The sequence below is a fragment of the Soonwooa sp. genome (assembly GCF_032062245.1).
GTDB lineage: Bacteria > Bacteroidota > Bacteroidia > Flavobacteriales > Weeksellaceae > Soonwooa.
This window is the reverse complement of sequence record NZ_DAMBQF010000004.1, coordinates 36,680-52,806: the sequence shown is the minus strand read 5'-3', so window position 1 is coordinate 52,806 and position 16,127 is coordinate 36,680. Positions and strand designations below refer to the sequence as shown.

Here is a 16,127-nt window from a genome sequence, read left to right as displayed (position 1 = left end):
CATTAACAAGATTTAACGCACTTTCACAATTTTTCTACTAAAAATTTATTTAATCGTATCTTTTTTTAAAGAATCAATTTTAATGACTTGATTTTTATCATCTTTTTTGTTTGCATTTTTTTCTTTTCTTTCATTCTTAAATAAGTATTTGAAAGAATCGAAACTCTTACTATACACTACCCCAACACCATAACTTTGGTTAAGTCCCGCCGAAGCGACACCAACGCCAATATTTGATGGTTTAGAATAGGCTCTTAACAATCGCGAACCGTTATTACTTTTACTCCAGTCATATTCGATAATACCTTCCCCCGAAAGGAAGTTATTGGTAGAAGCATTGTCTGATCTAGCCACAGGAATCCCCAGACCAGTTTTTATTTTAACCCTTGGTGAAAGTGCAAAACTCACACTTGTATTAACACGGTCACCAGTATTAGATCCTGCATCACCTTGGATGTATCCTAAGTCAATTTGGTAGACATTACTAATGGTGTTAAGTACAGAACCCAATTGTTTGAACAACATATTGTAACCTGCATTTTCCCCTATTCTGCCTATATTGATATCAAAACCTGCAGCATTAGAAACGTTAAAACTATTCATAGCAAGGATAGATCCGAACTGAACAATCTTTTCGCTTTCGTCAGACATCTTGCTTGCTAAAGCTTCTTTAACTTGCGAGGAAACATCTGGCGCACCAACCCCGAAAGCAATTTGTGGCTTGGTTAGCGTACCTGTGATATCGGCGGTCAACTGTACATTAATCGGTTGAAGACTTAATCCCAGATATTCACCAGCATTGGTCACGGTTCTCATATAATTGGCCGTAATTCCTAAATCTGGCGTCATCGGATTACCATCCCAACGGATGCTACTACCTTTTGCAATTTGGAAGGTTCTACTAAGAATCGCTTTTGATACGAAAGTTCCGTTGTCTACGATGTAGGTTCCGTTGATACCTACGTTTCCGTTACGCTCCATTCGGAAACGTAAAGGATTTGCGTCACCACGAACGCTGATATCACCAACGTCATCACCAACCAACACATTAACTGTTGTGCCTTTATCTACAACAAGGTTAAAATCGATTAGCATATTAGCGCCACTTTTTTTCTTTTCTTCAACGGCAATTACCCCAGCTTCGTCACGTTTCAAAAATCTTAACATTTTGAATTCTTCAACATGAGAAGTAGAATTACTATTAAATGTAAAATTACTCATGTTAAGCGCTTTCATCCTTGGTGTTGTAATCTCCAAGCCAGAAACTGGTCCTGACACATACAAGTCACCTTGCGCATAGACTCTTCCCCAGAAAAGATCGTTATCATCTTGCGTACTATTTAACACTAAAAGATTATCTGCTTCCAAGATTAAGTTGATCGCCATCGAAGATAAAGTCTCAAACTGGATCATCCCCGAGATACGTCCTTTAGAATTGGCGCGACCATCGTTAACTTCAACACTGTTGATAAGCGCTTGTCCACGCGATAGGTTGATAACTGTATCCGCAAATTTATAATCTACACCAGTAAACAAAAGCTTAAGCCCGAAACCTTTTAAAGCAATATCGCCACTATAATCTAAATCTGCCAAAGTCCCAGAAATTTTAAGATCTCCCGACGCTTTTCCTCGGAAATTTCCAAAAATTGATTTTACAAATTGTTGTGCAAAACGAAGATCAAAGTCGTTCATCTCGGCAGTCATATCTAGCGTTGGTGATTTGGTATTATTGTCTACAGTACCTGTTACATGTAAATTATTACTACCAAACAATTCGCTAGATTTTGCTTGTATATCGATATCCAAAACATTAGGACGAGTGCTCTTGGTCGCATTAATAACGAAATTACCCATCGCTTCACCATTCATAAAGATATCTTCAACTTTAAGATCTATTAAAGGCTCAAGGTTTTTATCATTCATTTTGATCTTGATAGATCCGTTAGCTGTCCCTTTAATATCAAGATTATTATCGCTGTCGCCAGATGACGTTAGCGCCAGAATTTTACCAATGTCAAAATTGCTAACCTCAGCATCAGCATCGAAATCTTTAGCTGATCTAAAAATAGCATCTTTCACCAACAACGAGCTGTCATCGGAATAAACCCTCAGATTATGAACCTGAAAATCTTTCTCCTTCAATCGATAAGTTATCGAATGGTCTAACTCTGGACTGGTATCAATACTCCAAGCGACATTATTAATTTTAACCTCAGTCGGCTCAAATCTAAAGACATAATCGCCACGAGGATTGGTCGTTTGGTTAAGATTGACTGCGTACTCCTTTAATTTATCATCTGCTTCTTCATCCAAAGTCCCTAACTTGAAATGAGTTGCAATATGAAGTTTTTGATTATTCTCGTTATTGGCTTTTAATTGTAAATCCTTAATAACATTTTTATTGTATTCAGCTCTTTTAACAGAAGCCAAAACTTGTTGTTCAAGATTTGCGGTATTAACTCGAAGTCGAAGGCTGTCGACCATCGCGCTATCAATTGTTTTTTTAAGTTCGGGTTTGTAATGTTCGTCGGTTTCAGCTAAGAATTTTTCAGCTTCGGTAAGCTCTTCTTGCTTGGTCATTATGTATTTGATGTACGGCGCATCAGCATCCAATACCAAATCATTAGTTGAACCTTGGTAATTCCCTTTAACTATAGCACCTTGCGGAATTTTCAGTTCGGGCATAAAGAATGCAACCAAACCTTGTTTAACATCGAAATCAAAATTAAAATATTGACCGTTGTAAGTCTTACGTGGTGGATTACCAACCAAAATTTTATTAATACTATTGGTCACCATCTTGCCAATATCCTCAAGGTTGAAACGCCCTTCTACTCTACCATTAACAGCTCCTGGAGCATCCACAGAGACAATGCGATTCCCGTTTTCGAAAAAGGCTTTGATATCCGACGTTGGTAATACCAATTTTTGTTTTGATGATACTAAAGTCAAATTTTTAACATTAGCATCTAGGTTAAGATCATTAAGATCTGTCATGGCAATTTTTCCATCGATATAACCGCTGACACTATTCATATCACCAGCCGCAACACCAAAATGTTTAAGATCTACATATTGTAAATCTGCGATGATATCCGCTTTTAACCGTTTGGTAGAAAAATCAACTAGACCTTTAACTTTAGCTTTCGCATGTGGATCATTAACGTTTACCAAGCCGTTGTATGTTTTACGATCTAGAACACCGTCCAGCACAACATTTGTGATATTTTTCCCCATCAACTCAATACGAGCAATCTCGGATTTAGTACGCAAATGCATGGTGTTGATATCAAAACTTCGTCCATCCACATTGAATTTCCCAGTCACTAAACCAACTTGTTTATTCTTTGTAAATGCTGTAACATTAAGATCTTTGACATCGAAGTAACCACTATAACGAGGTGTTTTTGTGCTATAATCTGTTAAATAAAAATTCTTGATTTTCGCTTGTCCAATTCCTGTAATCGCTTCACCATTAGCATAGATTTCTTCAGGTTTTGCACTTATTGCGCCTTTGTATTTTAAACGTCCAAAATCGTCAGCAATATTTCCTAAACTTTTAGCAATAAAACTCGGCAACATCGCTTTAAGACCTTTATAAGTCATATCTGCGTCGAGTTGATCACTTTCTACAAGAAATTTCTTATTAAGAACTTCAGATATTTTTAAACTTTTAGAATGTAAATTGACATCCTGTGAGCGCACTTGGAAGTTTTGCAAATGCATCTTATTAAGCGGTCCAGTCATTGTCCCCGACATATTAATCGGTGTATAATTATCCCAATTGGTAACAAAATAACTCAGGTCATAACCACTCAATTGACTTCCTGGTTTAAACTCTAAGTCCCAATTAACTTTATCGCCAAAGTCTGCAAAACCTGTTTTGGGATCAAGATTAAGCGTTACGCCACCCATTAATAAAGAATGATCGGTATTAAAAACTAAATCAGCTAATTTTAAATGTTTTTTTGTGATTTCGAAATTGGTTGAAAATTGATCAATAATATGCTCTTTCCCCCAACGTTTAGTAATTAAAGAGAACTTTCCAATATCGGCTTTAACATCCGAACCATCAATGTTCACCTCTTTAGAATGAAGATAAATATTACGAGCATCTAACCAACGACCTTCTTCACCAGGATGATTTTCGTTAACGATACTTGCCTTACCGTTGATGATATCGATCACCATTTTCATCTTGAACTTTTTGTTCGGATTAGATGGCTTATCACTACTAAAATTATCTACATAACGTATAAAATTACTAATGCTATCGCCTTTGTAAGTGATAACCTTGATGTCAGGTTCGACTAAAGATACTTTATTAAACTTCAGATCGCTTGTATTAAACGCCAAAGCAAACCAATCCGAATTCGCTTGAATTTCTTTAGCTTTCACGAATTCAAAATCCTTGTAATCGTTCATTCTAACGCCCTTCAATCGGACATCACCAAAGAAGTTAACGTCTACATCATCGATTTTAAGTTTCATTTTAAAATCGTTGTTCAGAAGTTCTATTGCTTGACTAGCAATATAACGTTTGGTAACAGGAAGATTAATTGCGATAAAAATCAACAGTACAAGTCCGAGTATCGTTAAAATAAGGTAAAGAGGAATTCTTACCCAAAGCGAACTTTTATGCTTCTTGATAACCTGCTCCGTTTTTTCCGGATTTGGTTGATTTGTGTTTTGTTTATTTTCTAACTTTGCCATTCTTATGAGCGAAACAATTATTTTAGGAATTGAGTCATCTTGCGACGACACTTCTGCTGCAATTATCAAAGGAAATCAAATTTTATCCAACATTGCTGCCAACCAAACTATTCATAATGAATATGGTGGCGTTGTGCCGGAGTTGGCTTCCAGAGCGCATCAGCAAAACATAATTCCAGTGGTTACAAAGTCTTTTTCAAAAGCAAATATACAACAAAATGATATTTGCGCCATAGGTTTTACACGAGGACCAGGACTTTTGGGTTCACTTTTGGTCGGAACGTCCTTTGCTAAGTCTTTAGCAATGAGTCTTAATGTGCCTTTAATAGAGGTTAACCACCTACAAGCGCACATCTTGGCGCACTTTATCGAAGATGCCAATCCACAACCGCCGAAATTTCCATTTTTGTGTTTGACGGTTAGTGGCGGACATACGATGATCGTTTTGGTGAAGGATTATTTCGATATGGAAATCATCGGAAAAACTATTGACGATGCGGCTGGCGAAGCTTTTGATAAAATCGGAAAAATATTTGATCTCGATTATCCTGCAGGACCAATTATTGATAAACTTGCAAAAGAGGGAAATCCCAATGCTTTCCAATTTAACAAGCCAAAACTAGAGAATTACGATTATTCTTTTAGCGGTATTAAAACTTCGGTTTTATATTTTATTCAAAAAGAGGTTAACAAAAACCCGAATTTTATTCAAGATAATTTAAAAGATCTTTGTGCATCGATTCAAAAAGCGATTATTGAAATCTTAATGAAGAAATTGGAGAAAGCAGCAAAAGACCTTAACATCACAGAAGTTGCGATTGCTGGTGGCGTATCTGCAAATTCGGCTTTGCGCGAAGCAATGCAAGCGAATCATGAAAGACTAGGTTGGAACATCTACATCCCAAAATTTGAATACACAACGGACAACGCTGCGATGATCGCGATGGTTGCTAAGCTCAAATACGAACGTGGCGAATTCACGGATCTTCGTACAACCGCAACGTCAAAGTATGATTTGTAAGATTTTAGAAATTTGATTAAATAAAAAACACCATAAAATGAAACTTTTCTACGGCGACATATTTCCTAAAATAAAAATCAACGAAGAAGAACAGCAACACATCACAAAAGTGCTTCGTATAAAAGAAGGTGAAGAAATCTACTTGACGGATGGATTGGGAAATTTAGCTTTTGGAACTTTAAAAGTAGAAGGTAAAAAAGCCAGTTTGGATGTTATCGAAATTAAAGAAAAACAAACCGAGTTTTCGCCGAAACTTCATATTGCCATTGCACCAACTAAAAATATTGACCGCATCGAATTCTTTATTGAAAAGGCGACGGAAATGGGCATTTCGGAGATTACACTCATCAACACTGAAAAAACTGAGCGTAAAAATCTTAATATCGACAAACTTAGAAAGCAAAGTATTGCAGCGTCTAAACAGAGTTTGAGATTTCACTTCCCAATTGTAAATGATTTGACGAAGTTTTCTGATTTTATAAAAACTTTAAATCCTGAAACAACTTTCGTTGCCCATTGTCACGAAAATTTAGAAAGAATGGATTTAACGACAATCCAAAATTCTAATTTACAAGAACTTACATTTCTTATTGGTCCAGAAGGTGACTTCTCGGAAAGAGAAATCCAAATGCTGGCTGACAACAACATCAAAGCGGTTAGCCTTGGTCAACAAAGACTTCGAACCGAAACTGCTGGTGTTTTCGTTGCCGCTTGGAATTACTCTCTTATGTAATTTACAAGTTATTTTTAAGATATTGTTCTAAAATCTGTGGTCCGCTTTTAATAGAATTAACCGCCCAATTAATCTTAGTTTCGAGAAGTTTATCACCTGTCAATTTGTAGTCAATATTAGACTTTATTAATTTTTGTTTTAGATCGTACATACAGATTGCAGCAGCAACAGACACATTAAAACTTTGTGTAAAACCATACATTGGGATGGCTAAAGTTTCGTCTGAAAAATCCAAAAGTTCGTCTGTGGTGCCTTGCCATTCTGTCCCGAAAACCAAAGCCAAAGGCTCGTTAGGTTGATAATCGGGAAGCATCGTCGCATTACGCTCCGGCGACACCGCTACGATCTTATAACCGCGATCTCTGACTTTCTCTAATGATGAAATTTCGCGAGGCATTTTTTCAACTTGCACCCAAGTGTCTGCGCCTTTTGTAACACGAAGATTGGGATCAAAGATATTTTCTTTTTCTAAAGCGACAACTTTATGAAATCCACACGCCTCCACCGAACGAAGAATTGCAGCGGCATTCCTGAACTGATAAACATCCTCAACAACTGGCAAAATAAAATCGGAACTTTCGGCTGAAAAGTGCTCAATTTTTTGAAGGCGTTCGTCTGTTAAAAACCGTTGTAAATACTGATAAGTCGCTTCTAAATTCATCATGCAAAAATAGGATTTTTTAATATTAAAATTAAACCAAAAAAAAGCGAAACCTTTCGATTTCGCTTTTAATATAAATAGTTAAGACTATTTCTTATTTTTTTGTTGTTGCTTTTGTTGCTCTTGCGCTTGCTCCATCATCTCTCTCATACGTTTTTGGAAACGGCCTTCAGGTTTTGGTGCTTTTTGCTTGTTCTCTTGGATCTGAGCATGAATTTTCTTCTCATCCAAAATCACATATTTAATCACCAAAATGATAATGATGTTAATCGCGTTTGATACAAAATAATACCAAGAAAGACCAGATGCAGATGTATTCAAGAAGAATAAGAATGTAACTGGGAAAATGTACATTAACACCTTCATATTCGGCATCCCTTCTTGTTGTGGTTGTTGCATGTTACCAGCTGTCATCATCGTATAGATCAAAATAACAATTGTACACGCCAATGCGAAAATACTTAAATGATCTCCTAAGAAAGGAATACTAAATGGTAATTTAATTAAATCATCATAAGCTGTTAAATCTTCCGCAAACCAGAAACTTTTCCCACGAAGATCAATCATATTCGGGAAGAAACGGAACAAAGCATAGAACAACGGAACCTGCACCAAGGCTGGAAGACATCCCGCCAATTGGTTAACGCCGGCTTTTCGATAGACCGCCATTGTCTCTTGCTGTTTCTTCATTGGGTCAGCATCTTTGTACTTTTTATTAACCTCGTCAATCTCTGGACGAATCACTTTCATCATTGCACTCAACTTATGCTGCTTGTACATAACTGGCGAAAGTATTAATTTAACAATAATCGTCATGATAAAAATCGCCCAACCTGCTGCAATTCCCCAAGATGAAATTAAGTTATACATCGGCATGAAAACATGTCTGTTAAGTGATCCAATAAATGACCAACCTAATGGCAAAATTTCATCAAAGTTTTTATTGTAAGATTTTAATAAAGGTAAATCTAATGGCATAAAATACCACGCGAAATCTTGATTAAATTCACCACCTGTAAAGGCAACTTGACCATCGTAATTGAATTTTTTAAGATATTCACCCGTTTCGATGTTGTCTTGATAACCTTTGGATTGCGTAAAACCATGTTGCGCTTCGATAACCGCTGCGAAGAATTGTTGTTTAACACCAATCCAGTTAAGCGTTTCTTTAGTTTCGTCCATTTCAGAACGTGCATCGTAATCATAAGCTTTATAATTGTCAAAAGCATAAGCAAATTCTGTATGTGTTTGCTCCTGGGCACGACCTTTTTCAGACTCTCTAATGTTGTAATTCCATTTGAAAGTCGCATTTTTATCCGAAGTTAAATTCGCTAAACCTTGTGTTCTTACTTTAAAATCTAAAGTATATTTTGGACTTAATGTATAGATAAACTGAATCGTCGCACCACTAAGTTGGCTTGTCAATGTTACAGTATTTCCTGCTACGCTTGGTGTAAATACTAGATCTTTTGTATTAACAATTTTGCCAGATTTATCTTTAAACTCAAAACCATATTCAGCATTTTTGTTACTGAAAAGGTAAAGAGGTTTGTTTTTATTTTTGCCGTCGTAAGCGTGGTACTGGTTAAGTCTAACAGAAGACACTTGTCCACCGAGGCTAGAAAACTCTAGGCTAAGCTCATCATTTTTAAGATTAACTTTTTGTATAGCGTTGGGCGTAACATTTGCGTTAAGCTCGGTTGCAGCATTAGCTTTAGCCGCCGTTGTTTGCTCAGTTTTTTTAGCTTGATTGGCGATGTTCTCCTGTTCTGTTGAGGCTTGTCTATTTTGGAAATAGAGCATAAAACCTATCAAAAGTAGAGAGAGTACACCGAAGCTAATTAGCTGATTTTTGTCCAGTCCGTTGTTCTGTTGCATTAGTAATAATTTGAAAATTCTGAATTCGAAATCCGAAAATTTCTAGCTCTTTTTAATTAAATTTTAAGAGGACAAAAATAAGATTTATTTTTCAGATAACTACTTTTAGCTGACTAATCTTTATCATCCTGATAATAAGACGAATGACCTAAAAAAAATACTTTAGGTCACTCGTTAATTTTATTTCTTTTTCTTGCTTGCTGCTGTTATCAGCGCTTTGAATAATGGATGCGGTGTTGCGACCGTCGACTTATATTCTGGATGATATTGGACACCAACATAGAAAGGATGCTCTTTTAACTCGATGGTTTCGGCAAGTCCCGTTTCAGGATTTTGACCAGAGATGATCATATCTTTATCCTCGAATTCTTTTTTGTAATCAGAATTGAATTCATAACGGTGTCTGTGTCTTTCAAAAATTGTTTTAGCACCGTAGATTTCAGCTAATTTAGAATTCGGTTTCAAGGCACACTTCCAAGCGCCAAGACGCATTGTTCCGCCTTTGTCAACAACATTTTTCTGTTCTTCCATAATCGAAATAACCGGATCAACTGTCGCTGTATCAAATTCTGTACTATTAGCTTTTGCATGTCCAAGAACGTTACGAGCAAATTCAATAGTCATAATCTGCATTCCCAAACAAATTCCTAAAGTCGGAATATTGTTAACACGTGCATATTCTGCTGCTAAAATCTTCCCTTCGATGCCGCGATCGCCAAAACCTGGAGCAATCAACACACCATCGATATCTTTAAAAGCTTCTTGTAAATTGTCTTCCGTTAAGTCGCCACTGTAGACCCACTTAACATTAACATCGGTTTCCAAATCTGCACCAGCGTGGATAAAAGCTTCTGCAATTGATTTGTAAGAATCTTGAAGTGATACATACTTCCCAACCAAAGCAATGTTAACGCTTCGTTTTGGGTTTTTATATTTTTTAAGGAAAGTTTTCCAATCCTTAAGGTCTGCTTCTTTATTATAAGGAAGATTTAATTCTTTTAGAACAACCTCATCGAAGTTTTGTTTTTGTAAATCGACTGGCACTTCATAAATCGTGTCCATATCTTTACATTCGATAACATTTTCTAAAGCAACGTTACAGAATTGCGCCAACTTTGCACGCAAATCTTTCGGGATTTTGTGCTCTGTACGACATACCAAAACATCTGCCTGGATGCCGCTTTCCATCAATTGACGAACAGAATGCTGCGATGGTTTTGTTTTTAACTCACCACTGGCAGCCAAATAAGGTAACAATGTTAAATGAATCACCATCGAATTGTTTTTGCCCAACTCCCATTGCAATTGTCGCACACTTTCGATGTATGGCAAAGATTCGATATCTCCTACTGTTCCACCAATTTCAGTGATGATGATATCGTAATTTTTCTTTGCTAAAATTTTAACACGACGTTTAATCTCGTTGGTGATGTGCGGAATAACTTGCACCGTTTTACCAAGAAACTCGCCACGACGTTCTTTTTCTATAACAGTTTGATAGATTTTACCTGTTGTCACCGAGTTGTTTTGACTTGTTTGGCTATCAAGAAAACGCTCGTAGTGACCAAGGTCAAGATCGGTTTCGGCACCGTCTTCCGTCACATAACATTCGCCATGCTCATACGGATTAAGTGTTCCGGGATCTATATTAATGTAAGGATCAAGTTTTTGGATAGTAACGCTAAAACCTCGTGATTTCAACAAAAGTCCCAAAGAAGCAGAGACAATTCCTTTACCCAGTGAAGAAGTAACACCGCCTGTTACAAAGATGTACTTCGTTTCTTTTTTACTCATTAGATTAGGTTTGTGCAAAGTTAAAGCATACGGACTAGAAAAGCAATTTTAGACTTCTTAAATATTTAATAATTTTAGAGTCAGTTTAGAATTTTAATGAAGTTTTTTAGTCTTACTTCTAAACAGTCTTTGCTAAATTTTGATGCTCTTTCACTCTAATTTTTCATTTCATATTTTTGATTTAGCCCGCTAAACCTTTAAATATGAATCAAAAAATATATCTCAAAATAGCTATGAAAATTTTAGCAATAAAATTTAAACAGACTCTTTGTAATGTCTTACTTTAGCCACAAATTTTAAAAGATGAATTTTGACATCCAATCGGACAAAATAATTTCCGAAAGCTTTCTTAATATTGGAAAAATGACTTTTCTAGAAGCTGCACATTTTGTTCAAAATATGGATTATAAAAGGAATCTTGACAAAAATAATATGCTTGCAGTTCTTAATGATAATTTTGGAACTTGTAGCACTAAACATGCTTTGTTAAAACGTTTGGCGGACGAAAATCAAAAATTCGACTTTCAATTAATTTTAGGAATTTTTAAAATGAACGCTGACAATGCGCCACAAATTAAAGAAGTCTTGGAGCAACATCAACTCGATTACATTCCTGAAGCGCACAATTATCTAAAATTGAATCATCAAATTCTTGACTTTACAAGTCGAACTTGGCGTAAAGAAAACTTTGAATCTCAACTTTTAAAAGAAATCGAAATTCAGCCTGAGCAAATCACACATTTTAAAGTTAAATACCATCAAAACTTCCTAAAAGATTGGCTCGACCAACATCCCGAAATCCCCTATTCTATGGACGAAATTTGGAAAATTCGCGAAGATTGTATTTTGGCTTTATCAAAATAAAGAAACCTGCCAACTAGCAGGTTTTATATTTTAATGAATATGTTTTTCAGCATGGTAAGAACTGCGCACCAGTGGCGAGCTTTCTACATGGCGGAAGCCTAATTCTTTTGCAAAAGCACCAAACTCATCAAACTCTGCTGGCGTGATAAATCTTTTTACTGGCAAATGCTTTTTAGTAGGTTGCAAATATTGTCCCAAAGTAATCACATCAACATTAGCGTTTCTGATGTCTTCAATGGTTTGGAAAACTTCATCTTTAGTTTCGCCAAGACCAAGCATAACACCTGTTTTGGTGCGGCGTTGTCCAGCTTCTTTCAGATAATGCAAAACATCCAAACTTCTCTCATATTTCGCTTGGATACGCACTTCGCGCGTTAGACGTTTCACGGTTTCCATATTGTGCGAAATAACTTCGGGCGCAACCTCCACCAATCTGTCCAAATGTTTTGTAATCCCTTGAAAATCCGGAATCAAAGTCTCCATGGTAGTTCCGGGAGAAATACGACGAACAGCATTCACCGTTTCGCCCCAAAGAATTGAACCCATATCTTTAAGATCATCGCGATCAACAGACGTCAAAACCGCATGTTTAATCTTCATCAATTTGATAGAACGCGCAACTTTCTCAGGTTCGTCCCAGTTAACATCCAAAGGCTTTCCAGTTTTAACACCGCAAAAACCACAAGAACGTGTACAGATATTTCCTAAAATCATAAAAGTCGCCGTCCCTTCGCCCCAACATTCACCCATATTTGGGCAACTTCCACTTTGACAAATGGTATTCAATTTATATTTATCAACCAAGTTTCTTAGCTCGCGATAATTTTTACCAGTTGGCAATTTTACGCGAATCCATTTTGGTTTTTGTGTTGTGGTATCTGTCGTTAATACATCGTTACTCATTATACAACTCGTTACTTTTTAATAATTCTGCCAACACTTTTTTAGCCCGCATAATGCGCACTTTGGTGTTGGCAACTGATAGGTTAAGCTCTTCAGCTATTTCTTTAATACTTTTCTCCTCAAAAAATCGAAGTCTAATAATATCCTGATAATTGACATCCATCGAAGCCACAATTTTTAGAATCTCGTCATTTTCTTCCTCCGATATCAAAAGCTCTTCTGGTGATTTTGCAAAGTGATTTTTAACCTCATCCAAAGAGTCGCTAGCATCGGTATTTTCGCGACTTTTCTTTCTCCAAAAATCAATAACCGTATTTTGAGCAATGGTCAAAATCCAAGTTTTGAACTGAAAATTAGGATCGTACATATCCAACTTTGACAAGACTTTCGAAAAAACGTGAACGGTAATTTCGTCGGCGTCATTTTCGTCCTGAACTTTCTTCATCACAAAAGAAAAAACATCCACCCAAAAGAGATTAATCAAATGCGTTTGCGCTTTTTGATCTTTATCTTTGGCTTTCTTTACTAATTCTATTAATGCTTCTTTTTTCATTTAGAGATAAGCAAAGATACGAATTAATACTTCTAAAAAAATGATATGGTATTGATAGATTGAGACAATGATTCGACGTTTTTAATTGAGTTTTGAAATCAGAATTTATCTTAATTTAATAAATCATTTTTTCGTTTTTAATATATTGTTGATAAGCTTGCTCGTGGCGTTCTTTTTTGTTCCATTTGTATTGATGCGTCCAATAAGCAACTTTCATGGATAGAATTCCTAATCCTGCACCAAACAAAACATCAGAGATATAATGTTTGTTATTCACCATTCTAAAAACGCCAACTGTACTTGCAACGCCGTAAGCTGCATACGGCATCCACGGAAAACGACCTTTATATTCTTCGCTCAAAAAAGTCGCTGCTGCAAAAGCTTGCGCTGTATGGCCTGACGGAAAAGATTGACTGTTAGAACTGTCAGGTCGATTCTCGTGAATAAGACTTTTCATTACGAAAACGGAGCCTAAAGTGAGAACTTCTCCTTTCAAAAGAATTGCTGTTCGGTTACCCAAATCAGTTTTAGATTTAACACCGAAAGCATCCAAAGCATAAGCTGTAACAATCGGCGAAAATTGTAAAAAATCATCCAAGTGTGAGGTGAAATTTAATAAATGTTCATTCCGTTCTTCAACGATTTCACTATTGAGGGATTCTAAACCTTTACTACCAAAAGCAACACCAGCAAGCATCAAACCAGCTGGTACGTATAATTTTTTGATTTTTAAACTTTGTCTATCACTTGGTAACGAGTTCGTTTCTTTAGCAAAATCCAAACTATCAACTTGTTGTGCAAAAGCAAGATTAATACAACAAAAAATCAGTATTAAAATCTTAATTCTTCTTATCATCGGACGCATTAATTAATAAACAAATTTAGTTTTCATTTTTAAATAAAACTTTGAAACAATCATGAAAATTATTTTTGAAAATGAATTTTAATACTATTTTAATATAAGAAGATTTAAAATTAACAACTGTTTAATAATCATTATTTTACAAGAAATAAAACTATAGGAAATCATTTATTTTAAATCAAAAAATTCACAATTCTCAATAATAAATTCGAATAGGGCTTTTGGATGATTTAATTAGCTTTTTTTTAACACCAAATAGACATGAATTTCATTAATTTTGTAGGATTTTTAAATCACTAAAAAACGACTTATGAAATTTTATAAATATCAAGGAACCGGCAACGATTTTGTCATGATTGACAACCGTAACCTGAGTTTCCCAAAAGAAAACACAAAACTCGTTGAACAGCTGTGTGACAGACGTTTTGGGATCGGTGGCGACGGACTTATTTTGTTAGAAAATGATGAGCAATACGACTTCAAAATGGTGTATTACAACTCTGACGGTAACGAAAGCACAATGTGTGGTAACGGCGGAAGATGCATCGTGGCATTCGCGCATTTCTTGGATATTTTTGAAGATAAAACAAAATTTGACGCGATCGACGGCATGCACGAAGCGGAAATAAAAAACGGTGTTGTCAAACTAAAAATGATAGATGTCGAAAAAATTTTTGCTGACGAAGAGGATTTTGTGTTAAACACTGGATCTCCGCACTACATAAAATATGTTGACGATGTCGAAAATTATGATGTTTATCATAACGGTAACAAAATCAGAAATAATGAGACTTACCACAAAGAAGGCATCAATGTTAATTTCGTGACGGAACTTCCTGAAAACAAGTTATTTGTAAGAACTTATGAGCGCGGTGTTGAAGACGAAACTTTCAGCTGTGGAACGGGTGTTACCGCAGCGGCTTTAACTTTTATGAAAAAGAAACATCTAACCTCTGTGCCCGTTAAAGTGCTTGGCGGCAATTTGAAAATTTATGCCGAAGAAGACAATGGTGCTTTCAAAAATATTTGGTTAGAAGGTCCAGCAAAACAAGTTTTTATAGGAACAATAGAAATCTAAATTGTATATGAAAAAAATAGTAGCAATCATTTTCATCGCAATTCTTGCAATTGGTGCTTATTTTGGGTTTAGATTTTATTCCAAAAATTACGGTAACAACGTTGCTAAAGAAGGGTTTGTTTTAATCCCTCACAATGCACCGATGAAGCAAGTGATGGATTCTATTCGTCCGTATTTATCAAATGTTGAAAGTTTTGAAGCGGTTGCTAATGACAAAGCTTTAGCGGAAAACATCAAAGCTGGTCGCTACGAAATAAAATCTGGCACCAACAACTCTGACCTTGTCAATATGATTAAAGCTGGTAACCAAACACCAAATAATTTTAGAATTAAAGATTTTGATGACGTGTATCAAATGATTGGTCGCGTTAGCAGAAAAACGGAATTAGATTCTGCACGTTTTGCAAAAGACCTAAATGCAATAGCCGTTGAGAAAGGTTTTAACAATGCTGAAGATCTTAAGAAATTCTTTTTTAATGACACTTATCAATTCTTTTGGACAGTGACGCCTAAAGAGTTTTTTGACAAATTTAATACAGATTATAACGAATTTTGGAATGCCGATCGTGTTGCAAAAGAAAAACAATCGGGCTTGTCAAGAGACCAAATTTATGCTTTAGCTTCTATCGTTTATAAAGAATCTGGTGGTAAAAAAGATGAGCAAAAAACAATTGCTGGACTTTATCTTAACCGTTACAAAAAAGGCATGAAATTGCAAAGTGATCCAACCGTAATCTATGCGATTAACAAAGCGAGCAATTTTACAAAACAGATAAAACGCGTCTATTATAAAGATCTAAGAGCGCCATCGCCTTACAACACTTACGCCAATGCGGGAATTCCTCCAGGTCCGATTTGTATTGTTGACAAAAACTCTTTGGACGCGGTTCTTAATGCAGAACAAAATAATTACATCTATATGTGTGCGGATCCAGCGAAGTTTGGGTTTCACAAATTCACGGATAATGATGTAGAGCACGCTAAAAATGCAAAAGCCTACCAAGATTGGCTGAATGCAAAACAGATAAAATAATCCTTCTTGAGTCAAAATTTGATTCAGAAAAAAA

12 protein-coding genes are annotated in these 16,127 nt (G+C 35.9%); 5 read left to right on the top strand and 7 right to left on the bottom strand.

Annotated elements, in window-relative coordinates:
- Window positions 1–45: 45 nt before the first annotated feature.
- Window positions 46–4,713 carry a translocation/assembly module TamB gene (locus RT037_RS03880; RefSeq protein WP_313028296.1) on the bottom strand — a complete coding sequence of 1,556 codons (4,668 nt, stop codon included), beginning with the start codon at window positions 4,711–4,713 and terminating at the stop codon, window positions 46–48.
- Between the two features lie 4 nt (window positions 4,714–4,717).
- On the opposite strand from RT037_RS03880, the gene tsaD reads away from it, so the two are divergent.
- A complete protein-coding gene (gene tsaD / locus RT037_RS03875) occupies window positions 4,718–5,734 on the top strand; it encodes a tRNA (adenosine(37)-N6)-threonylcarbamoyltransferase complex transferase subunit TsaD (RefSeq protein ID WP_313028295.1) in 1,017 nt (338 codons plus the stop codon).
- A 37-nt stretch (window positions 5,735–5,771) separates the two neighbouring features.
- Window positions 5,772–6,467, top strand: a complete 696-nt coding sequence (locus RT037_RS03870; protein ID WP_313028293.1) for an RsmE family RNA methyltransferase — start codon at window positions 5,772–5,774, stop codon at window positions 6,465–6,467.
- A 1-nt stretch (window position 6,468) separates the two neighbouring features.
- Here RT037_RS03870 and RT037_RS03865 read toward each other — a convergent pair whose 3' ends face one another.
- From RT037_RS03865 to RT037_RS03855, 3 genes are all read right to left on the bottom strand, one after another.
- Window positions 6,469–7,131: a TrmH family RNA methyltransferase gene (locus RT037_RS03865; RefSeq protein ID WP_409529541.1), complete on the bottom strand. Its 663-nt coding sequence runs from the start codon at window positions 7,129–7,131 to the stop codon at window positions 6,469–6,471.
- Between the two features lie 84 nt (window positions 7,132–7,215).
- The gene (gene yidC, locus RT037_RS03860) at window positions 7,216–9,006 is read right to left on the bottom strand and encodes a membrane protein insertase YidC (protein WP_313028291.1); all 1,791 of its coding nucleotides are present in this window, start codon (window positions 9,004–9,006) and stop codon (window positions 7,216–7,218) included.
- Between the two features lie 180 nt (window positions 9,007–9,186).
- Window positions 9,187–10,800, bottom strand: a complete 1,614-nt coding sequence (locus RT037_RS03855; RefSeq protein ID WP_313028290.1) for a CTP synthase — start codon at window positions 10,798–10,800, stop codon at window positions 9,187–9,189.
- Between the two features lie 303 nt (window positions 10,801–11,103).
- On the opposite strand from RT037_RS03855, the gene RT037_RS03850 reads away from it, so the two are divergent.
- The gene (locus tag RT037_RS03850; protein ID WP_313028289.1) at window positions 11,104–11,664 is read left to right on the top strand and encodes a hypothetical protein; all 561 of its coding nucleotides are present in this window, start codon (window positions 11,104–11,106) and stop codon (window positions 11,662–11,664) included.
- A 30-nt stretch (window positions 11,665–11,694) separates the two neighbouring features.
- Here RT037_RS03850 and lipA read toward each other — a convergent pair whose 3' ends face one another.
- The 3 genes from lipA to RT037_RS03835 form a co-directional block, all read right to left on the bottom strand.
- Entirely contained in the window at window positions 11,695–12,567 is an 873-nt protein-coding gene (gene lipA / locus RT037_RS03845; RefSeq protein ID WP_313028287.1) for a lipoyl synthase, read from the bottom strand.
- Entirely contained in the window at window positions 12,560–13,120 is a 561-nt protein-coding gene (locus tag RT037_RS03840; protein ID WP_313028286.1) for an RNA polymerase sigma factor, read from the bottom strand. The genes lipA and RT037_RS03840 overlap by 8 nt, the downstream gene beginning before the upstream one ends.
- A gap of 115 nt (window positions 13,121–13,235) precedes the next feature.
- Window positions 13,236–13,976, bottom strand: coding sequence for a phosphatase PAP2 family protein (locus tag RT037_RS03835; RefSeq protein ID WP_313028284.1), 741 nt, complete (start codon window positions 13,974–13,976; stop codon window positions 13,236–13,238).
- A gap of 316 nt (window positions 13,977–14,292) precedes the next feature.
- Here RT037_RS03835 and dapF point away from each other — a divergent pair, with 316 nt between their 5' ends.
- The gene (gene dapF / locus RT037_RS03830; protein ID WP_312322955.1) at window positions 14,293–15,060 is read left to right on the top strand and encodes a diaminopimelate epimerase; all 768 of its coding nucleotides are present in this window, start codon (window positions 14,293–14,295) and stop codon (window positions 15,058–15,060) included.
- A 7-nt stretch (window positions 15,061–15,067) separates the two neighbouring features.
- Window positions 15,068–16,093, top strand: coding sequence for an endolytic transglycosylase MltG (gene mltG / locus RT037_RS03825; protein ID WP_313028283.1), 1,026 nt, complete (start codon window positions 15,068–15,070; stop codon window positions 16,091–16,093).
- The last annotated feature ends 34 nt before the right edge of the window (window positions 16,094–16,127 follow it).